23 protein-coding genes and 2 pseudogenes are annotated in these 20,327 nt (G+C 46.8%); 15 read left to right on the top strand and 10 right to left on the bottom strand.

Translation table 11 applies throughout. The annotated features are described in order from the left end of the window. Positions 1-67 precede the first annotated feature (67 nt). The 3 genes from A3842_RS23225 (at position 68) to A3842_RS23215 (ending at position 4,891) form a co-directional block, all read left to right on the top strand. Positions 68-2,035, top strand: a complete 1,968-nt coding sequence (locus A3842_RS23225; RefSeq protein ID WP_074102886.1) for a glycoside hydrolase family 127 protein — start codon at positions 68-70, stop codon at positions 2,033-2,035. 239 nt (positions 2,036-2,274) lie between these two features. Continuing rightward, a complete protein-coding gene (locus tag A3842_RS23220) occupies positions 2,275-3,759 on the top strand; it encodes an amidase family protein (RefSeq protein WP_074102885.1) in 1,485 nt (494 codons plus the stop codon). 148 nt (positions 3,760-3,907) lie between these two features. Next, on the top strand, positions 3,908-4,891 hold the full coding sequence (locus A3842_RS23215; RefSeq protein ID WP_256701826.1) for a phosphotransferase enzyme family protein: 984 nt from the start codon (positions 3,908-3,910) through the stop codon (positions 4,889-4,891). A gap of 221 nt (positions 4,892-5,112) precedes the next feature. Here A3842_RS23215 and A3842_RS23210 read toward each other — a convergent pair whose 3' ends face one another. Further along, positions 5,113-7,548: a glycoside hydrolase family 94 protein gene (locus A3842_RS23210; protein WP_074102883.1), complete on the bottom strand. Its 2,436-nt coding sequence runs from the start codon at positions 7,546-7,548 to the stop codon at positions 5,113-5,115. A 120-nt stretch (positions 7,549-7,668) separates the two neighbouring features. Then, positions 7,669-8,724, bottom strand: a complete 1,056-nt coding sequence (locus A3842_RS23205) for a LacI family DNA-binding transcriptional regulator (RefSeq protein ID WP_074088523.1) — start codon at positions 8,722-8,724, stop codon at positions 7,669-7,671. 280 nt (positions 8,725-9,004) lie between these two features. Between A3842_RS23205 and A3842_RS23200 the strand changes: the two genes are divergently transcribed. Next, positions 9,005-9,226, top strand: coding sequence for a DUF6199 family natural product biosynthesis protein (locus tag A3842_RS23200; protein WP_074088524.1), 222 nt, complete (start codon positions 9,005-9,007; stop codon positions 9,224-9,226). A 17-nt stretch (positions 9,227-9,243) separates the two neighbouring features. Next, entirely contained in the window at positions 9,244-10,089 is an 846-nt protein-coding gene (locus A3842_RS23195) for a hypothetical protein (protein WP_074102882.1), read from the top strand. Between the two features lie 8 nt (positions 10,090-10,097). On the opposite strand, the gene A3842_RS23190 is transcribed toward A3842_RS23195, so the two are convergent. The 3 genes from A3842_RS23190 to A3842_RS23185 all read right to left on the bottom strand — a co-directional run bounded on the left by A3842_RS23190 (position 10,098) and on the right by A3842_RS23185 (position 10,877). Further along, positions 10,098-10,298: a hypothetical protein gene (locus A3842_RS23190; protein WP_256701824.1), complete on the bottom strand. Its 201-nt coding sequence runs from the start codon at positions 10,296-10,298 to the stop codon at positions 10,098-10,100. Positions 10,299-10,552: 254 nt separating this feature from the next. After that, on the bottom strand, positions 10,553-10,675 hold the full coding sequence (locus A3842_RS33435; RefSeq protein WP_256701823.1) for a hypothetical protein: 123 nt from the start codon (positions 10,673-10,675) through the stop codon (positions 10,553-10,555). Positions 10,676-10,691: 16 nt separating this feature from the next. After that, a complete protein-coding gene (locus A3842_RS23185; RefSeq protein WP_074088527.1) occupies positions 10,692-10,877 on the bottom strand; it encodes a hypothetical protein in 186 nt (61 codons plus the stop codon). Between the two features lie 208 nt (positions 10,878-11,085). Between A3842_RS23185 and A3842_RS33030 the strand changes: the two genes are divergently transcribed. Further along, the gene (locus tag A3842_RS33030; RefSeq protein WP_208619445.1) at positions 11,086-11,199 is read left to right on the top strand and encodes a YjcZ family sporulation protein; all 114 of its coding nucleotides are present in this window, start codon (positions 11,086-11,088) and stop codon (positions 11,197-11,199) included. A 72-nt stretch (positions 11,200-11,271) separates the two neighbouring features. On the opposite strand, the gene A3842_RS23180 is transcribed toward A3842_RS33030, so the two are convergent. After that, positions 11,272-11,703, bottom strand: coding sequence for a hypothetical protein (locus A3842_RS23180; protein ID WP_074088528.1), 432 nt, complete (start codon positions 11,701-11,703; stop codon positions 11,272-11,274). 395 nt (positions 11,704-12,098) lie between these two features. Here A3842_RS23180 and A3842_RS23175 point away from each other — a divergent pair, with 395 nt between their 5' ends. The 4 genes from A3842_RS23175 (at position 12,099) to A3842_RS23160 (ending at position 14,969) form a co-directional block, all read left to right on the top strand. Then, positions 12,099-12,770, top strand: coding sequence for a stalk domain-containing protein (locus tag A3842_RS23175; protein ID WP_074102881.1), 672 nt, complete (start codon positions 12,099-12,101; stop codon positions 12,768-12,770). 276 nt (positions 12,771-13,046) lie between these two features. Continuing rightward, a complete protein-coding gene (locus tag A3842_RS23170; protein ID WP_074088530.1) occupies positions 13,047-13,244 on the top strand; it encodes a hypothetical protein in 198 nt (65 codons plus the stop codon). Next, positions 13,237-14,499, top strand: a complete 1,263-nt coding sequence (locus tag A3842_RS23165) for a DNA polymerase IV (RefSeq protein WP_074102880.1) — start codon at positions 13,237-13,239, stop codon at positions 14,497-14,499. The genes A3842_RS23170 and A3842_RS23165 overlap by 8 nt, the downstream gene beginning before the upstream one ends. Then, positions 14,496-14,969, top strand: a complete 474-nt coding sequence (locus tag A3842_RS23160) for a YhjD family protein (RefSeq protein ID WP_074102879.1) — start codon at positions 14,496-14,498, stop codon at positions 14,967-14,969. The genes A3842_RS23165 and A3842_RS23160 overlap by 4 nt, the downstream gene beginning before the upstream one ends. On the opposite strand, the gene A3842_RS23155 is transcribed toward A3842_RS23160, so the two are convergent. Together A3842_RS23155 and A3842_RS23150 are read right to left on the bottom strand one after the other, a co-directional pair. Further along, positions 14,961-15,200 (bottom strand): hypothetical protein, encoded by a 240-nt coding sequence (locus A3842_RS23155; protein ID WP_074102878.1) that lies wholly within the window; start codon positions 15,198-15,200, stop codon positions 14,961-14,963. The genes A3842_RS23160 and A3842_RS23155 overlap by 9 nt on opposite strands. Before the next feature lie 268 nt (positions 15,201-15,468). Then, on the bottom strand, positions 15,469-16,098 hold the full coding sequence (locus A3842_RS23150) for a hypothetical protein (protein WP_074102877.1): 630 nt from the start codon (positions 16,096-16,098) through the stop codon (positions 15,469-15,471). 413 nt (positions 16,099-16,511) lie between these two features. Here A3842_RS23150 and A3842_RS23145 point away from each other — a divergent pair, with 413 nt between their 5' ends. The 3 genes and pseudogenes from A3842_RS23145 to A3842_RS33620 all read left to right on the top strand — a co-directional run. Then, the gene (locus tag A3842_RS23145) at positions 16,512-16,748 is read left to right on the top strand and encodes a hypothetical protein (RefSeq protein WP_074102876.1); all 237 of its coding nucleotides are present in this window, start codon (positions 16,512-16,514) and stop codon (positions 16,746-16,748) included. Continuing rightward, on the top strand, positions 16,741-16,896 hold the full coding sequence (locus A3842_RS23140) for a hypothetical protein (protein WP_256701821.1): 156 nt from the start codon (positions 16,741-16,743) through the stop codon (positions 16,894-16,896). Before A3842_RS23145 ends, A3842_RS23140 begins: the two co-directional genes overlap by 8 nt. Before the next feature lie 453 nt (positions 16,897-17,349). Then, positions 17,350-17,436: pseudogene (locus A3842_RS33620) on the top strand (YjcZ family sporulation protein); the annotation flags it as partial. A 177-nt stretch (positions 17,437-17,613) separates the two neighbouring features. On the opposite strand, the pseudogene A3842_RS23130 reads toward A3842_RS33620, so the two are convergent. Further along, a pseudogene (locus tag A3842_RS23130) lies at positions 17,614-18,470 on the bottom strand (ATP-dependent DNA ligase). Between the two features lie 68 nt (positions 18,471-18,538). After that, positions 18,539-19,342, bottom strand: a complete 804-nt coding sequence (locus A3842_RS32155) for a hypothetical protein (RefSeq protein WP_074102875.1) — start codon at positions 19,340-19,342, stop codon at positions 18,539-18,541. Positions 19,343-19,549: 207 nt separating this feature from the next. Here A3842_RS32155 and A3842_RS32670 point away from each other — a divergent pair, with 207 nt between their 5' ends. Both A3842_RS32670 and A3842_RS23115 read left to right on the top strand, forming a co-directional pair. Beyond that, the gene (locus A3842_RS32670; RefSeq protein WP_178382398.1) at positions 19,550-19,696 is read left to right on the top strand and encodes a hypothetical protein; all 147 of its coding nucleotides are present in this window, start codon (positions 19,550-19,552) and stop codon (positions 19,694-19,696) included. Positions 19,697-19,961: 265 nt separating this feature from the next. Further along, positions 19,962-20,327, top strand: a 366-nt coding sequence (locus A3842_RS23115; protein ID WP_178382397.1) for a YhjD family protein, incomplete at its 3' end; no start/stop codon positions are given.

Genomic DNA, 20,327 nt, shown 5'->3' with positions numbered 1-20,327 from the left:
TTTATTTATTTTACCGTCTATAATTGCAATTAGCGAGAAGAAAATAAACATGGAGGAGTAGTGGAACATGAACAAAATATCGGAGATTCATCAAGCAGCGGGCCAACCGTCCGTAACCATTCAGGATGAATTCTGGGGTCGTTATATCCGTCTGGTGCAGGATGTGGTCATTCCATATCAATATGAAGCGCTTCATGACCGTGTACCGGATGCGGAGCCGAGCCAAGCGATTGCCAACTTCGAAATTGCCGCGGGGAGAAAAAAAGGGCAGTTTCACGGCTGGGTGTTCCAGGACAGCGATGTCGCCAAGTGGCTGGAGGCGGTAGGCTACTCGCTCCGTCTGAAGCGTGACCCGGAACTGGAATCCCGGGCTGACGTGGTCATTGACCTGATCGCCGAAGCGCAGCAGCCGGATGGCTATCTGAACACTTATTTTACTGTTAAGGAACCCGGCAAACGCTGGACGAACCTGCAGGATTGTCATGAGCTGTACTGTGCAGGCCATTTTATTGAAGCTGCGGTTGCTTATTATGAAGCGACGGGCAAGGACAAGCTGCTGAATATCATGCGCCGGATGGTCGATCATATCGATTCCATATTTGGACCGGAGGAAGGCAAGCTGAAGGGCTATGACGGACATCAGGAAATCGAGCTTGCCCTGGTGAAGCTATACCGGTTGACAGGTGAGGAGAAATATCTGAAGCTAAGCAGCTTTTTTATTGATCAGAGAGGCCAGGAGCCGAATTTCCTGCGGCAGGAATGGGAAGCCCGTAACCGGGTTGCGCATTGGAGCGGAACACCGACAGACAGCATGGATCCAGCCTATAATCAGGCCCATCTCCCGGTGAGGGAGCAGAGTAAGGCGGTGGGGCACGCCGTCCGTGCGGTCTATATGTATACGGCGATGGCAGATCTGGCGGCGATCACCGGAGATGAAGCCTTGCGCGATGCCTGTGTGAGATTATGGGACAACATGACGGGCAAGCAGATGTATATTACCGGAGGTATTGGTTCCACACATCAGGGTGAGGCCTTCACCTTCGACTACGACCTGCCCAATGACACGATTTATGCAGAGACCTGCGCTTCAATCGGGCTGATCTTTTTTGCCCGGCGGATGCTCGAAGTGGACCCGGATGCGCGCTACGCGGATGTGATGGAGCGGGCGCTCTATAATAACGTTCTTGGCTCTATGGCGCAGGACGGCAAACACTATTTCTATGTGAATCCGCTTGAGGTATGGCCTAAGGCCTGTACCTGCAATCCGGATAAGCATCATGTGAAATCCGAGCGTCAGGGCTGGTTCGGCTGCGCCTGCTGCCCTCCGAATGTGGCCCGGCTGCTGACCTCGCTGAATCAGTATATCTATACGGTTCATGGCGACACGCTGTATACCAACCTGTACATTGGCAGTGAATTGAAGACAACACTGGGCGGGACAGAAGTAAGGGTCAGTCAGCAGAGCAGCTACCCGTGGGAAGGAATAGTCACGCTGGAGGTGAATCCGGCTCAGCCGGGAGAGTTCGGCCTCGCTCTGCGCATTCCTTCCTGGAGCAACGGCGCGGAGATCCGGGTGGGCGGCGAAAAGCTTGATATGGATGAGGGCCTAACGAAGGGGTACTGCGTGATCCGCAGAGTCTGGAACGCCGGGGATATCGTCGAGCTGAAGCTGCCTATGGAAGCGCACCGGGTCTACGCCCATCCTGAGCTGCGTGCAGATGCCGGGAAGACAGCCATCCAGCGGGGCCCGCTGGTCTATTGCCTGGAGGAGACCGACAACGGTGCGCCGCTGAGCTCAATTACATTAAATGAATCCGCTTCGTTCACGGAACGCTTTGAGGGTTCGCTGTTGGGCGGAGCGGTAGTGGTAAAAAGCAAAGGCAGCCGGATAGAGCAGGCAGGCTGGAGCGGAGGCTTATACAGCAAAGCGAAGGCACCTGTGGCAGCCGCAGAGATCACAGCCATTCCCTATTACCTGTGGGGCAACCGCGGCAGCGGCGAGATGAAGGTGTGGATCCCGGAAAGCAAGGCGTAGACTGCTAGGGCATGTTCTGAACTGTGTGCATCAGACAATTTCCAAATAACCTCAACCACCCGGCGTACCGCTGAGCAGCGGACGAACGGGTGGTTTTTGTACTTGTATTTGTTAGGTCCAGAAGCTTATGATAACGATACTTTATTATTTAATTAAAACTTTCCCTATACCCTTGGCAAGGCAGCATGTTACCATTACGGTTGTACGAAAATATACCAGTAGTGGGGGTATTTAGATATATGCGCATCAACTTACAAGCTTGGATACTGGAAGCCGATATGGTGAGCATGCAAAGTGCAATGTCTTCGGGTGAGTGTACATCCGAAGCCCTCGTACTTGCATATATAGAACGCATACATAGTTATAATTCTTTGATCAATGCCGTATTAGAGATCAATCCGGATGCGCTTGAAATAGCCAGGAATCTTGACCTTGAGCGAAATTCAACAGGTAGTAGAGGGCCGCTGCACGGAATTCCACTCCTGCTTAAGGATAACATTGATACGCATGACCGGATGCATACGAGCGCTGGTTCAATCGCATTAGCTGAGTCGTTTGCTCCTGAAGATTCGTTCATTGCCGCAAAGCTCCGCGCTGCCGGCGCAGTTCTTCTAGGTAAGGCCAATATGACTGAGTGGTCGAATTTTATGTCTAACCGTATGCCGGCTGGATACAGTTCCAGAGGCGGGTACGTATTGAATCCGTATGGACCTGGTAAGCTTTTCGTCAGCGGGTCAAGTTCAGGATCGGCTGCAGCGGTAGCAGCAAACCTGGCAGCAGCAGCGATAGGAACAGAAACCGCGGGTTCGATTATTGGGCCGGCCAGCCAACATTTTCTCGTCGGAATAAAGCCTACTGTAGGGTTTGCGAGCCGCAGCGGTATTATCCCGATCTCCATAAGTCAGGATACACCAGGACCCATTTGCAGGACGGTCACTGATGCAGCAACTTTACTCGGGACAATCGCCGGGGTTGACGAAAACGATAAGGCAACATGGAATAGTCCGCATCGTACTTTTCATGATTACACAACTTATCTCGACCGGGACTTTCTACGTAAAGCCCGTATTGGGATTCCCAGACATTACTATCGGTCATTGGATGAAGAAAGACTTTCTATCATGGAAGCCGCCATTGAAGTTCTGCGTAAGCAAGGTGCTACAGTTATCGATCCTGTGGACCTCCATTTGGAGGAGCATTCATGGAACAATGAGGTAATCTGCTACGAATTCAAAACAGGCCTGAATCGCTATTTATCGAAATTGAACCCGGATATCCCCGTGCATTCTCTTCAAGAACTGATTGAATATAATCAGAAACACGCTGCGTCCGCATTGAAATTTGGCCAAGATAATCTCATTCGCTCGGAACAAAATGCGTTAATCGAGACAACCTATCAGCTTAAGCGTCAAGAATATAATCATCTGGCTGTAGCGCAAGGGATTGACTATGCACTCGATCAACACGGTTTAGACGCATTAATGTTACCCGGTGACATTGATGGTATGTATATAGCTGCCCGGTTAGGGTATCCCCTTATTACCGTGCCCGCCGGTTATTCAGCAAAAGGAACAATAGATGCGGATGGAGATTCAACGCAGGGGCCATTTGGTGTTGTCTTTTCCGGGAGGGCTTTCAGTGAGCCCACGCTAATCAGCATCGCCTATAGTTTTGAGCAGGCAACACTTTTTCGTCGTCCACCAGAGTTGGGCGGATTGGTATGAAGGCAGCTTGGAAACGAAATGAAACAGATACTTCAGGTTATGTTGATGCGGACGTGATTCTTGATGATTTAGGAGAATTATCCCGATATGTACTAAACTCTAATGGTGTACCCAGTGTTGAAGAAAGGTGATGAGCGGGTTATTTATGATGGCATCTGAAAATGAAATAGAGCAGGCAATCTCGCAGTCGAAGCTATCAGCTTTGAAGGTGCTTCAACATTACAACTTGGACTGGGAGCACATACGTTTTATCCAATTCTCCGATACATGTACATTTCAAATTGATACAAGTAAGGAAGGATCCTTTTTACTCCGTATTCATTCGGGAATGAGTGAAGAAGAAATAATATCTGAGATCGATTGGCTTGAGTATTTGATTGAGAAGATTGATATTGCCATCCCCCAAGGAATATTAGACCGCAACGGTTTCAAAACTCTAAGAATCGATCTGGAGGATGGTGACTATAGTTACGCTTCGTTGATGCGTTGGGTAGAGGGAACGAACGCGAGTGGAGGACTTGCTGATGAGCAAATCTTTAAAGAGGGGATTCTCTTAGCACAACTCCATAAAACATCACAGGAATTTGAGTTGACACCTAATTTCGTGCGGCCCAATTGGGGAGAGCAGAGCTTTAGGCGAGCTATGAACCGTTTGAATAAATATTATGAGCGGTTCCTGACAGATGTAGAGTTCCAATTGTATCAATTGGCCGCTGAGAGGATACTCTCTTGGATTACCCGGCATCAAAGAGATAGCAGAAATTATGGATTAATTCATGGGGACCTGCACCAAGGCAATATTGTTTTTCATAATGGTGAACCCCGTCCAATCGATTTTGGAAGATGTGGATTTGGTTATTATCTTTATGATATAGCTCATACAATTCTAGGGTTGCATCCATTGCAAAGGGAATTAGTAATTAACGGTTACGAGACCATTATGAGATTAGAAGCTGACTGGCTCCCAGCGTTGGAGAGTTTTACTGTGATGGTCATGATCGAAAATTATTGTCACCATGCCCCTGACCCGAGGGAAACAGAGGGGCTTAAGGAAGAACAGCCTTATGCCCAAGCCATAATAAGAAATTACCTAAAAGGTAAACCATTTCTCTTTAAAACTTTAGAATTGTAATATGATATCATCGAACAGTTCATTCGGTTAACGGGGACATTGGCTCAAATAAAACAGCGGCAGTCTAGGACTATATTCGTCCTGGCTTGCCGCTGTTTTCATTGTTGGGCTAGCGCCATGAAGTTATGATCCGCACAAAAACGGGCCCCTCCTTTTACAAGGAAGAGACCCGCAGTGAAACTCTTAAATGGATAGGCTGTACCCGCGGAGCAGAAAGCGGATTAGCCCAGTTCTACAACCACGTGATGCACGGCACCATCCCCGACAGGAGCGATAATGTTGCCTTCAACAGCAGCGCCGTCGAGGGTGAGGCTGGCTACGCCTTTGGAGACATGGTTCGGGTTCTTGATCTGAATTACATAAGTATCTCCACGGAAGACGCGGGTGATTTCGAAGCCGCCCCACTCAGTAGGGATACAAGGATCTACTTTCAGACCGGCGAAATCAGCCTGGATACCGAGAATGGACTGTGTGATCGCTACATAGTTCCATGCAGCGGTACCTGTCAGCCAGGAGTTCTTAGCTTCCCCGTGGCGTACGGCATCTTTACCAGCGATCATCTGCGAGTACACGTAAGGTTCCATACGGTGAACTTCGCTGATATCTTCCAGGTAAGCCGGAGCGATTTTCTTATAGATATCGAACGCTCTGTCGCCATGGCCCAGCACGGTTTCAGCAATCATAATCCAAGGGTTGTTGTGGCAGAAGATACCGGCATTTTCCTTGTAGCCCGGAGGGTACGTAGAAATTTCACCCAGGTTCAGATAGTACTTGGAGTACGGAGGCTGCTGCAATACGATACCGTAATCCGTATCCAGACGTTCCTGAACGGAAGTCAGCGCTTTGGCAGCTTGACCGTTCTCAACACCGATACCCGCCATTACGCACATACCCTGCGGTTCGATGAAGATTTGGCCTTCTTCGTTCTCCTTGCTGCCGATCTTGTCGCCGTAGTGGTCATATGCACGCAGGAACCAGTCGCCGTCGAAGCCGTGTGACAGAGTGATGGCACTCATATTCTCGATCTTCGCAACCGCGTCTGCAGCTACATCGTCCAGTCCGCGCATGCGGCAGATTTCAGCATAGTCCGGTCCGACGAAGACGAACAGACCTGCGATGAACACGGATTCCGCTACGCCGCCTGCGATATTCTCAGTCGTCTGGAACGATTCGCCCGGCTCGGTGGAGAAGCAGTTCAGGTTCAGACAGTCATTCCAGTCCGCGCGTCCGATCAGCGGCAGGCCGTGAGGTCCGAGGTTGTTCGTTACATGCTCGAAGGACAGCTTCAAGTGTTCGAACAGGGTAGCTGTGTGATCCGGATTGCTGTCAAAAGGAACCTGCTCATCAAGGATCGAGTAGTCGCCGGTTTCCTTAATATAGGCAGCCGTTCCCGAGATCAGCCATAGCGGATCATCGTTGAAGCCGGAGCCGACTTCATTGTTGCCCTTTTTGGTGAGCGGCTGGTACTGGTGGTACGCGCTGCCGTCAGGGAACTGGGTAGCAGCGATATCAAGAATACGTTCTCTGGCGCGCTCTGGAATCTGGTGAACAAAGCCGAGCAAGTCCTGATTGGAGTCGCGGAAGCCCATACCACGGCCAATCCCCGATTCGAAATAGGAAGCGGAACGGGACATGTTGAAGGTAACCATACACTGGTACGGGTTCCAGATATTAACCATGCGGTTAAGCTTGTCATCACTGCTCTGAATCTGATATTTGGACAGCAGGTTATCCCAGTGTGCAGCCAGAACAGCCAGGGCGGCATCCACTTGAGCATCCGTAGCGAATTGCTCGATTACAGCCTGTGCAGGCTTCTTGTTGATGACATTCAGGGATTCCCATTTCTCATCTTCAGGGTTCTCGATGTAGCCGAGTACGAAGATGAAGCTTTGTTCTTCACCTGGTTCCAGCGTGATGTTCAGAGCATGGGAGCCGATGGGCGACCAGCCGCTGGCAACGGAGTTGGTGGCTTCACCGGCAGCGACTGCCTGCGGAGCGTCCAGACCATTGTACATACCCACGAAGGATTCGCGGTCTGTATCGAAGCCGGCAATTTCTTTATTTACAGAGTAGAAAGCGTAGTGATTTCTGCGCTCACGGTATTCGGTTTTGTGATAGATAACGGAATCTTTCACTTCAACTTCGCCGGTGCTGAGGTTACGCTGGAAGTTGGTCATATCATCATTGGCATTCCAGAGACAGAATTCGGCAAAAGAGAACAGCTTCACGGATTTCTTCGCAGAGCCAGTGTTCTTAACGACCAGACGATGGACTTCAGCATTATGGCCCATTGGTACAAAAGCGAGCTGGTTCACAGAAATACCATTGCGTTCGCCTGTAATGGAAGTGTAGCCCAGCCCGTGGCGGCATTCGTAGAAATCAAGGTCGCGTTTTACCGGCATCCAGCCCGGGGTCCAGAAATCACCGTCGTCATACAGGTAGTAGTAGCGTCCGCCTGTGTCCAGCGGAATATTGTTATACCGGTAACGGGTAAGTCTTCTCATCCGCGCATCGCGGTAGAAGGTGTAACCACCGGCAGTATTAGAGATGAGGCCGAAAAATTGCTCGTTGCCGAGGTAATTGATCCATGGGTAAGGCGTTTTGGGAGTGTTGATTACATACTCTTTGCGAGTGTCGTCAAAGGTTCCGAATTTCATTAGAGAAAACTCTCCTTTCAATTGTGAACGCGCGTTTACAAGGTTGAGAAAAAATTCCCTCGGGGGAAAGGGAGTTTCTCGAAATATAAGCCGTTTCTGCTTGGGTAATCAATGATTGCCTTACTTCTTTGGCGGCTGGCAGGAATCTCTTTCGACCAGCCGCGCCGGGAAGCTGATGGTGCTGAAGGTCGGCTGACGGGAATCGCACAGCTCGATTACTTTCTCAACCGCAGCCTTGGACATTTCGTAAATCGGCAGACGGACGGAGGTCAGCTTGGGATGAATGCGTGAGGCCATCTGCACATCATCGAAGCCGGCGATGGAGATGTCCTCAGGTACGGAAATCCCATGTTCAGAGAACGCTTCCATCGCAGAGATAGCCATATCGTCGTTGGAGGAGAAGAAGGCGGTCGGCAGAGCTTCACCGGAAGCAAGCAGCTTCTTGACCTCTTCATAGGCGGTTTCTTTGAGAAAATCACCCTTCAGGACGAATCTCTCATTCAGCACCAGTCCGTGCTTCTTCAGCGTATCCTCGTAGGCCATGTAGCGTTCCCGCCCGGAATAGGTGTTCATGCGGCCGCAGATCATGCCGATTTCTTCATGGCCCAGGCTGATCAGGTACTCAATGGCTTCAACCGTACCCTCGTAGTCCTTGGAATTCACGATAGCCAGATGGTTGCGGTCGAGATGCTCTGACATAATCTCTGAAATGTCGTAATCGATCAGCACAAGCGGAAATTCAAGACTGACCATCTCACGCACGATATCAATATCCTTCTGGGTGCCGACGATAATGCCGCCGTCAATCCGTTTCTGCAGGAAAGCCTGCTTCACCTTCAGGAAATCGTCCGGAGAATATACGGTGTGTATCAGCACATAACAGCCGCGGGCATTCGAAGTGTCGACAACGGCATCAACGAAAGGCGCAAAGTAATTGTTCTGATAGATCCGGGTCGTGTTCTCTTTCTCGTTCATGCTGATAGCGAAAAGTCCGATCGTGTCGGTCTTCTTGCCGGCCAGAGCCCGGGCGAAGCTGTTCGGCTCATACTGATGCTGCTCAATGACCTTCAGCACCTTGGCCCGGGTCTCCTCAGGGACGTTGGAATAGTTGTTGATCACGCGGGAAACCGTGCTTCGGGATACCCCGGCGAGCTTTGCTATATCTTCGCTGCGCATAGTGCCCCCCTTTTTTACGTAAACGCGCGTTTATGAACCCATTGTAAGATAAAATCCTGCAGAAATCAATCACCTGAATCAAGAAATTAATGAGAGGCAGAGAGGACCCTGGTCGCGGACGGGAATGAAACGCCGATTCCCCATTTACATATTGTTCCATTTGGGCTATAGTGAGATTACACCGGATGGAAGCTTGGACCCTGCCTGAAGAGGCGGGGGTATTTATGCGGAGTATGGCCTTTTCTTAGTGGCTGATGGGATGAATAGGAGGAGTGGTTCAATGCCAAACGCTATTTCATGGGTATTCACAGCATTTCTTGCAGTCTGGACGGCGGCGGCAGCCTATGCTGCAATCCGGCCTTACTCCTTTTGGCGGATTACCCAGGGCTGGAAAGCAGTGAAGGAGCCGCCTAGAGCCTACTTTGTAGTTTCTGCTATGGGTGCAGCCATTTTTGCAGCTGTTGGACTCGGGCTGTTGTTGTTACCGTATATTCTAAAATAAAAAAAGAGGTAGTTCCTGTGAGAAGAATGATGACTGTAGCTTGTGTAATTGCTGGAATCAGCGGATGGTTTGCTGTGAATTCCCAGGCAAATGCTTATCATGACAAAATTACTGCGATTAAAATGAGAAATCCTTTCAGCGCATGGCAAGGCGTAGGTGCAGATGAAAAAAGGATTTATATCACTTCGGACCGGGATAGAGACTTTGCTCTTTCCAATACAATTTCAGTGTATGGAGTGGCTGGGAAATACATAACGGAAAAGAAAAATGCTTATACAGGCAAAGACGGCAAGAAACGCTTCATGTCCTTTGGAGATTGTTTGGTTTCAAATAAATTTCTGTACGCTACTGTTTATAACTTCAACGCCTCTCCGCCGGAAGAGGAGCGGATTAGTCGAATTGTGAAGTATAGACTTTCAGATCTGAAGCAAATTGAGCAATATAATATCGGTCAGGGTACAGCAGAATCCATAGCCAAGTATAAAGGATCATTTTGGGTGGTCTATCATGATAGAAATGAAATAAAAAGATTTGACAGGGATTTTCACCAACAGGCGGTATACCCTTTGTCAGGGCAATTTGGTGGTGAGGGCGGTTACCAGGGAATCTTTTTTATAAAAGATAATCTCTATGCCAATCTCCATGGATCGAATGAATATGGCAAGGAATATGCTCAGGGCTTGGATCATTACAGGTTCGACGGTCATGAATTCAAATTTGTGAACAGAATTAAACCGCCAACCTATGGTGCGGGTCAAGGTGTGGAGAGAGTGGGAGATTCAATCTTCTGGGCAGATCGGCCGGGTAATCAGATTATCCTTACACAAGGAATCGATTTACTTCGGACAGAGAATGACAGCTGAGCAGCAGGTTAGAATTTCTCGGGGTTTTCAATTTTTATGGAAGCGACTTCGCCACATTGTTTGCAAAAGGTGAAAATCACTGGAGAGCCAAATGAAAAAGGTTTGCCGATCGGTCTAACGTTGGCATTACTGCTTTTCATTACTCCTTTCGTGAAATGGCTGCCTCCACATGTCGGGCAAATCCTGTTTTCCTGCTGCAAAATCATCATCTCCGTTTAATAAATATCTTCATCATTACGTTAAAAGGAAGCCGGGGGTTCATACACTCTCTTAATAATTATGCGTTATAGTAGAAGTAACACCTGTTGTATGTACTTGGCCTTGCCGGTTAGCGGCAGGGTCTTTTTTTTAATATTACGCCAAATTCGGCAATGCGGATCGTATGCGTGATGTGTACACGAGGTGGATTTTATGACCTGGATGAATTATGGTGTACTCTCCATCAGGAGACGGTTCGTGGAGCTTAAGGGGCAAACGAGACATGCTGAATAATATAGCGGATGACAAAAAAGGCGATAATCAAAGAAGAAGCCAGACCGAGTAAAAGGGAGACGATGGCCTGATCGGAACGTTTGGATTTGCTCATGAATTTCACCTCAGGGTTAAAGCTGTACGAAACGTTTTATGGTCCAGTAGGGGAGCTTAAGCCGTCCCTCATTCGTTATAATCTCCAAAACGTCGGCAGCCGGATTGATTTCACATTTTCCAGTATACGTTTCTCCGCTAACCAGATGGACACGTTGACATATGCTGGCAACAAGTGCAAGCTGGATGTCCTTTTTCTTCATATCTTTCACTTCCCTTACCGCTATCTCTAAAATACTATGTATTTATTATTAAACCTCCTTGGCAATCCTTAACAGTCATTAAAGTTACATCTTTGTTATTATTTAATTTCTACCAACCGCTGAAGCACATCTTTTACCGGTATGCCCAAGCGCAGGGGTGAAATCCGCATATCCTAAGCCGTACTCTATTTTAAGGAGGAATTACATTATGGGTGAAAATGTTGGCGGATACGGCGGCGGATATGGTGCATTTACTTCTACCGGTGCAATCCTGGTTCTGTTTATTTTGCTGGTAATCATCTCGAAGACTATTCTGCTGTAAGCGTCGATGCTGCATCGACAGACCAAATCCGTCAGCCATAGGCTGGCGGATTTCTTCTTTTCAAGAAATTACCTAATCTGAATAGGCGCATCCATTGAAACTTTCGGGACCTACACGGTTAACGTTTATCGAGCTGTTCACAAATAAGGAATAGATGATCTCATCTGCTGGAGCGGGATTGTAATCAGAGCATATTAAGTAAAGCGGAAATAAATTAGTCGGTGTTGTTGCCCCGGGATTTAATTGAAGTCTATTTGAAGCGACTAGGGGATCAGTAGCTATACTCCCTCTAACTGCAAACAGGGTTAACGTGATAAATCCTCCTGAAAACACAAAAAAAGATGCAACACCGTTAAGTTGTACTCTGATTGGACCTTCCGCTCCTGCGGTGGTTAGTCCAATCTGTCCGATTAGCACATTCTGGTTGGCTGTCAGTCCCACACCATTCATGCTGCCGGCAATACTTACATTCTGCGAAGTCCTTGCATCAAGTAACCGTGTCATAGAACATACCTCCCGTAATATTTGAGATATGCTATGCGGCTCGCGAAAGAGGTTCGTCCGCAGTATGGTAATTATCTTTATGGACTAAGGCATAGCAGCCTTAGGAATCACTTACGTCTTTTAGTACCTAACAAACCACCAACAACAATAATTCCTATAACCAAAAAAGCCCAGTAAAAGATAGCCAGCTCGATCAGCCCCTTTATAGTACGGTATGGCATGGCATCACTCTTCATGCTCATAAATACAGCTAGTACTGTAATCGTACCATATATTGGGTTTTGATACAGCTATGAAAAGGAGAGACCCGGAAAATATTGCATACCAGGGGATGATTCATTATACTTCCAATATAGGAAATCAAAATTTGAAATATCGGAGAGGAGTTTGACCAAGTGAAAAAGAAGATAACAGCCGCGCTAACTGTTTTTGCTGTACTTGGAGGGATGGGGACAGGTGTATATGCCGGTGCCAACCTGCAAGAGATCAAGGCTTTCCTCAATCCCGGAATCAAATTCAAGGTCGATGGCCAGCCCGTCCAGCTTAAGAATAGCAGCGGTGCAGTCGTAGCTCCGATTACTTATAACAATACAACGTACTTACCTGTTAGAGCCGTATCGGATCTGTTAGGCGTTACCGTTAATTTTAATGCCGCAGCCAACACCATCTTGTTAGGAGAACAAACAGAGGGAGTATCCATTGCTGCCGGATTTGATTCGTCCTATCACACCAAAGATCCGGACAAAACGGTGTATAAAGACAAGGATTATAAAGATGTCCATTTCGATAACGGCAATGGAACCCGTGGCTCTTCCTTCATGCTCTACCCCGATAAAAAATATCAGAAGCTGTATCTCCAGGTTGCGGCGATCGGCGACGATATTAAAGACTTTTCCATTATAGACAGTGATACCGACACGGTGCTTAAGAAACAGAACATTACCGCTGAGGAGGGACTCATAACGATAGAAGTGAATATTTCAGGAGTAAGTAAACTTTTTGTAACCGGGGATGTTCAAGAGGGCTCCTCCGTCTTTATTCCCCTGACTACTTCATACTACAAATAAATTAGGCAGTCATGATAATAAATTAAATATTAAGTAACCCCGGTACCCTGCCAGAATTGGCGGGGTATTTGGTATGGGGAAACTTATGCAGTTGTTGTAATGAACGGCGCGCGCTCCCTGCTTTGTGAAGGGCGTAAGAGTTCTGCCGGCCTAATATGCCATCCTAAGTTAGGTGATTGCTGGGAATTAGGAACGTTTGTTCTATTTTACCATTGCTTAAAAATCTCGATCGTGGTTATAATACAAACAAATGTTCCTGTTCTGGAGGCGGATCTTATGCAGATTCGAAACGGTCAAATGATTGAAATTGTATATATGGATAAGTCGGGGAACATATCTCAGCGGAAAATCGAGGTTTTGGGAATCAGGGACGGGCGGATCCGGGCCCATTGTCTTGCCGCCGGGGCACCTCGAGTGTTCATTGTTGCTAATATTCTCGCTTGGCAGCGGGTAGAGGAGAAGCGCTATGCCTAAGAATCGCGTTATTTTACTGTCCGACTGCCAATCCTTTTATGCAAGCGTCGAAAAAGCAGCTCATCCCGAACATCGGGATAAACCTGTCGCAATCGGAGACCCTACCCGTATGAACGGCATTGTGCTGGCAGCCTGCCCCATTGCCAAAGCTCAGGGAGTAACAACGGCATCGCGAGTGGGGGAGGCTATGACAAAATGCCCTGGGCTAATCGTCATACGTCCCCGCATGGGAACTTACATTAAGGTCTCGCTTTTGATATCAGAAATCTATCGGACCTATACGGATCTGGTGGAACCCTACAGCATCGATGAGCAGTTTCTGGATATCACAGGCTCACTCGCTTATTTTGGGGGATCACTGAAATATATGATTCAAAAAATCCAGCACCATGTTCTGCTGTCGACAGGGGTCTGGACCCGGGTAGGCATTGGATCTACTAAAGTTATGGCAAAGATGGCTACAGATAATTATGCCAAAAAGACGAAAGAGGGAATATACGAACTTACCTTCGACCAATTAGAGTCCACCCTGTGGAGACTGCCGGTCCAGGATATGTTTATGGTGGCGTCTAGAATGACCAGGAATTTCTGGCGCATGGGTATATCCACAATCGGAGATATTGCCCGGATGGAGCTGCCGGAGTTTAAACAACGAATGCGTATAACCATGGGCAAGCAAAGTGATATCCAGGCGGAATATTACTGGCAAACTGCGCGTGGGCTAGATCCTAGCCCTGTGGTCACGGGGATCCGTCATCAGATTAAATCCGTGGGGCATGGCAAGGCGCTGCGCTGGAATTTATACACCCGGCTTATAGATATCGAGGTTGTGCTGCTTGAGCTCGTCATCGAGGTGTGCCAGCGGGCACGGCGGTATCGTTACATGGGGGCTGTGGTATCTGTTTCAGTTTTGGAGACGGACGGAGAGCGTTCACACTCCTACGAGCGCCAGATGACCTTGCCCGAGCCTTCATCGTTGACGCATGAAGTAGCCGCAGCGGCGCTGAAATTGTTCGTGGACCATTGGTCCGGACTGCCTGTAGGGCGCTTAGCCATCACGTTGTCCCACCTTTCGGATGACCGTGTGATCCAGCTTACGCTGTTCGATGACCGGGTCCGCTCTTACAATAAGGAACGGGCCATCGACGGAATTAAAGCCCGGTACGGAAACCAGGCCCTTATTAGAGCATCATCCTTACTTGAATCCGGAGTTGCCCTGGAGAGAGCTGAACAGATTGGAGGGCATTATAAATGAGTAAACTTGAAGGCAACGAACGCTGGAAAACCAAGATGATCATGACAGAGCATGTGGAGCAGTACGAGGAGCAGCAGCGGGATCCCGGAGATAAAATGATAACGATCGGAGAGCGGACGATGGTACGTGACCTCATTTTGCTCCCTTACATAGATACAATGGTTGGCAAAAGCCTGAAGGAGATCGAGAACTCCGGCAATATCCTCAAACGCGCCTATTTAATGGCCGGTCAAACCATCCAGCGCCGCATCATGCAGGATACCTATCAGTTGCAAAAAGAGCTGAAGCAGCGGAATATCCGGGTACTGGCAGATGAACAGGAGGAATTCCTGGTGTATTACAAAATCTTTTGCCGGGGATATCAGGAACGCTTTGGCCTGACCCGTGATGTGATGCGCACAGAGATAAGCTTAAGGCTGACCAAGTATACAGCCGAGCTTGGGGCGGTATTAAAAGATTATTTAAAATAAACTCCTCAAAAGGTTCATGAATAAGAAAATACTTTCCCTGAGACGGAAATTGATAATTTCAATAAATTTATTTAAGGTAGCGTTTGTCCACCCTATATCACTAGCAATGACACTTCCGTGTTCAAAACTTGTTATTTTAAAGCTGCAGCCCTGATCGGGTCTATTGTCACGATAAATAAATTCCATATTTAAAAATTTATTGGTGTCATAATGGTCCTGTAATTTAGCCATATAAATACCTCCAGTAATAGTGCAAGGACTTAGCCCTTAAATAAACAAAATATATAAGATCATTGCTGATTTCTTGAATCATATCTCTTGTAAGAGAGGTACCATATTATGTGAAGGTTCGTGACGAATAGAAGTTGTGGATGTCTAAACTTTGGCGAAAATGATAAAAGACTTTCACTACAATTTGCAAAGCTTGAGATGCTGAGCCAACCTATGTATACAGTAAATTAACGAATAGTAGACGCATCAACTAAGGATTCCCGATAGTTCAATCATGTATGATTTCACTGAAGAGATTTTCAATCAGTCTAAAGTTCTCCTGTAGAGTGTTACTGCCGTCTACTTCTAATACATTTAGCTGTAATTCAAAGGCACTTTTTTGGACGAATTCTGAAAATAATGCATCGCGAAACATCCATTTGTTAAAAGCTACAGCGGGGTTTTCAGTGTTTTGCAATATGCCTTGTATCCATTCCCTTTTGGAATATTGTTCTCTTTGAAATTGCTCTGCCGGAATAATCCAGATAGCTTTATGATGTTCATTTAAATGTGCTGATACGAGCGAAGGTAATAATTGATTGCCTTCAACAACAACAGGTTTATCTTTTCTCTTTGCGAGGTCCTTTATGACAAACGAAAAGTCCTCAATAAAAACCTGTATATATACACTTAGCTGTTCTTGGACTTCCCTTGTATAGAAAGCTTCATTAGGGCTCATCGTAGAAACTTTATGCATCGCCGGGTACTCACTAGTTGAAACATCCTGCAAATGTCTATCAAAATATTCATCACATGAATATAGCTCCAATTCGTACTTTTCTGCATACATTTTTGCTAGTGTGCTTTTACCAGCACAAGAGGAACCACCTATCCAATAAATAACTTGATTATTAAGCATTGTTTCCCACCTCAAATGTTTTAACTATTGCTCAGCTTAGCAACTTCGCCAACTTATTCGTTAGATGATACGAATTCTCCTCTATATTTTAGAACATAGACACGACGCTAAACTACCGGTTAGAGCTTAATGAATCTTTTTCATCGAGAGTTATAGCGCTTGTTAGCGACCAACAAGAGCAATATTAGGAGGGCATTTAATAAAACCCTAGAGAAAGTCGGTCTAAGAAAATGAAGTTTCATGGTATGCGCCATACGCATGCAACACCCAGTATGCAGAAAGAAACAGCTGAACAGCTTGGCAGAGCCTTATATGGAAATTAGCTCTTTCATAGGTTCTAACACCTCAAATTCCATATTTACAACCTGACTTCCAAACGTATTTTCACAATATTACCAATAGGCTATATTAAAGTGAAACGAAGGGATGTACATGGACATACCGAGGTTAAGATTGACGATGCGGTGTACGCGGTTAGTGATATGTTTTTTCGCGACGACAAGCCTGAAGAGACAATTGCGGCGGCAACGATCCAAGAGGCAACAGCGAGAATGATTGCCGCCTCAGCCGAAGAAGGTCACTTACGTTTTATAGAGGTGTTTGAAAACGGAGAGAAGATTAGGGAGTTTGGGTATCGGGGAGATGAATAAAACATACAAAGTCATGGAGAGCGATACCGACTTTCTGGCTGCTGCCCTGGCACAGTCTAAGGTATCTGTATGGTTCCTGCCTGAAGATGATCCAGAAGGAACATATCATGGATTATGGCGGGATAGTAGAGGGATATTCCCCGAATAGTATCAAGATAGCCGGTGGACGGTTTATCCGGGAACGATTTGAATTCAGAGCATACATAAAATAACCCGCCGGGCTTGTGCCTGACGGGTTATTCCTGTTTATACAAGAGATCTCGGGAGATCTCCTAGTTTCTGTAACTGATATTTTTTAGCCGAATAACCTAGACAGCAGAATAATCTCTGCCAATCGAATGATGCGACGTCTTCTACGCCCTCTAATGATGGAACTTAGAATAAGAAAATCTGTGCCAACCGATAAGAGAGTTCCGGTATAAATACTGCCAGTGGTTGTCACCTGTATGGTTTTTCCCTGTAGTAATTTGGCTTGTTTGCGAAAGTTCATGGTTTATTCCCCCTTTCTTTTACTGATATGGAACATGTAATAGGTTATTCCTGATCAGTAAAGCTTGAAAGGTATAGACGTGGAGAAAGTAAACCGTATCTCACCGTTTGAGGTTGGGGTGGAGGATTTACTTCTACCACTGCAATGCTGGTTCTGTTCATATTGCTGGTAATCATCTCTAAATCATTCTTGATTTAATCTTCAAAACTAATAACCGAACCTATGTTCATTCCACCAGCATCCAACGTTGGCGGATTTACTAAATAGAGAAAATGGTAATGAAGCTAGGTTCACTCGTAGTTGCTCTAATCGGGTAGCAGTGTCAGTTGCTCCGTCGAATGCCCTAACCCTAACTAGTCGGCGGGCTTTTTATGGTTATAAGATAAACTCTGAAAATACTGGACTCCGTAGCATGCCGCATTTAGTCCAATTCCTCATCCTTACCTTGGCGCGAAGCCGGGACTCCAGATGTACAAACTCCTTATCCTCCCCAGTCACCAACTGGCCGGCCACGCCTCGGAACGCCTGCTTATGCAGCGCGGATGCCCCAAGCTCGATAATTCCCGCAGGGCGTAGCTTACCGGACGGATCAGGCACCGCAGCAAGCCACCCAAATTCTTGCTTACGAAATCCCGTGATATAAACCTCTACATAGGTCCAGTTTATGACCTTTTGCCAGGCGTGAGAGTGGCGTCCAGTCTCATAGGTGCTGTTTTTGCGTTTGCCCACAATGCCTTCCATACCCCGCGTCTCAATCTGCCGGAATAACGCCTCGCCTGCACCGTCTACGTACGGCACTACGCCGAACACTGGAGGGGAAGGAAATCCTGCAAGTACATCTTTTCGCTGGAGGAGCGGAAGCGCACGCAGGTCCTGGCCTTTGAAGTGCAAGATGTCAAAGATAGCATAATAGGCTGGAGGTTGGCTGTGAGCTGTTTTATCTTGTCTACACGGCGTGCCTGGAACCGACTCATTACCGATTCAAAATCTGAAACACCCGTAGCTGGATCGACGCAGGCGACCTCACCGTCCAAAATAATGTCATCAGTAAATGGGAGCTGAAGCTCAGGGTACTGCCGGGTGCAGTCGTTATTGTGGCGGGTATACAGTCTGACTCTCCCTACTTGCTGGGAATAGATCAGTCGATGGCCGTCTATCTTTGGCTCATATATAAAATCGCTGTGGCTAAACGGACCAGGGGCCGTTTGCAGCAGCATAGGGGATATAAACATAAAAAAACCTCCTCTACCAATTATAGTGTTTGGCTATAATTGGTAGAGGAGGTAGGTACTGGGAATGTTTATTTAGAAATTGTGTACTCACTTACTTCAAAGGTGAGGATTTTATCAAATACGACGTAATTTTTGCGCTTACTGAACGGGCCTTTATTGTTGCTATGTTTATCAATTGCATACATGCCTGAACCTCTACCAGCATCACGGGCATCGTACCAATTTACGAATGCTTCAACCTCGGACTCTGGAAGATCGTATTCCTTTTCTGTTCCATTAATGAATGTAATCGTAAGGAGCGCTCGATCACCATCCGGTTGTTCTGGTGTTACCGTTGGTTTCGGAGTCGGAGTTTCTGACGGTGTTGGAGTTGCGGTTGGTTTTGGTATTGAAGTCGGCACCGTAGTTGCTGTTGCAGTCGGTGAAGGTGTAGCTGATGGTGATGCAGTCGGCACTGGAGTACTCGTAGGCGTTGGTGTTGGGGTAATATCTGTCAAATCAGAATTGGAAAATGAAACTACTAGAGTATTACCCATCTTTAGATCAACGCGAGATAACGTAGCTCCCGGATAAAGTGTTATCTCCATATACCTCGCTTTGGCACCCCCTGCTGAACCTACACTTAAAGGAAAACTACGATAACCCAATATCTGAGCTACCACAGTGATTTTGTTTTCATCAATAAATTTAGGGTCATTAAAATTACCAGTACCATCAATAACCCAATTGTCAAAGTTATAACTTTGACCAAAATCGACTCGAATAACCTTTATAGTGTCTGTTGCAGACACATCAGCAAAAGCCCCCTGTACAGGCAAAGCCACAAACACAAACATTAACACTAGCACTAATAATAGTTTTAACCTTCTCATTGTGTACACTCCTCATATGTATTATAGATAGACACTTTACAAAACTTAACAAGGATTGTCTAAACATATATGTCTATATCTTCAATAAAGTGAGCGAAGTCAATTTTTTCTTTTTTATCCCAATCAAAGAATATCTTTCTCATTGTATAAGGAACGTATGTTTGGTTATAATGCAAACAAACGTTCTTATTTTTTGGAGACTATCGCATGAAAATGAGTATCGGCCAAACAATAGAAATCATATACCTGGACAAAGTAGGGAAGATTACTCAGCGGAAGATCGAGGTGAACGGCATCCGTGACGGCCGCATCCGGGCGACCTGTCTTGCCACCGGAGATCATCAAGGCATCTAAAGTCCTGTCAGCCGAAAATTACATACAATGGAGCGTATCCAAGCCTATCCAGACAGCATCCATCCTTGAGGGCTGAACGTAACGTGCCGTATGATACCTCACAGGAGCAGGGCGTACAGAACGGCAGAGAGGAGAATTACTGGCTTTATCATTAAGGAGGGGTCACAGTCACCAAGCTAGAGGGAAACGAGCGGTGGAAAACAAAAATGATCATGACGGAGCATGTTGAGCAGTACGAGGAACAGAACGCGACCCTGTAGATAAATTGATAACGATTGATGAGCGGACGATGGTACGTGACCTCATTTTGCTCCCTTACATAGATACAATGGTTGGCAAAAGCCTGAAGGAGATCGAGAACTCCGGCAATATCCTCAAACGCGCCTATTTAATGGCCGGTCAAACCATCCAGCGCCGTATCATGCAGGATACCTATCAGTTGCAAAAAGAGCTGAAGCAGCGGAATATCCGGGTACTGGCAGATGAACAGGAGGAATTCCTGGTGTATTACAAAATCTTTTGCCGGGGATATCAGGAACGCTATGGCCTGACCCGTGATGTGATGCGCACAGAGATAAGCTTAAGGCTGACCAAGTATACAGCCGAGCTTGGGGCGGTATTAAAAGATTAT

Origin of the sequence: Paenibacillus sp. P3E (assembly GCF_001909045.1) — a bacterium.
Lineage (GTDB): Bacteria > Bacillota > Bacilli > Paenibacillales > Paenibacillaceae > Paenibacillus_AQ > Paenibacillus_AQ helianthi.
Note: the sequence above shows the minus strand (reverse complement) of the source record. Positions and strands in the feature narration are given on the sequence as shown.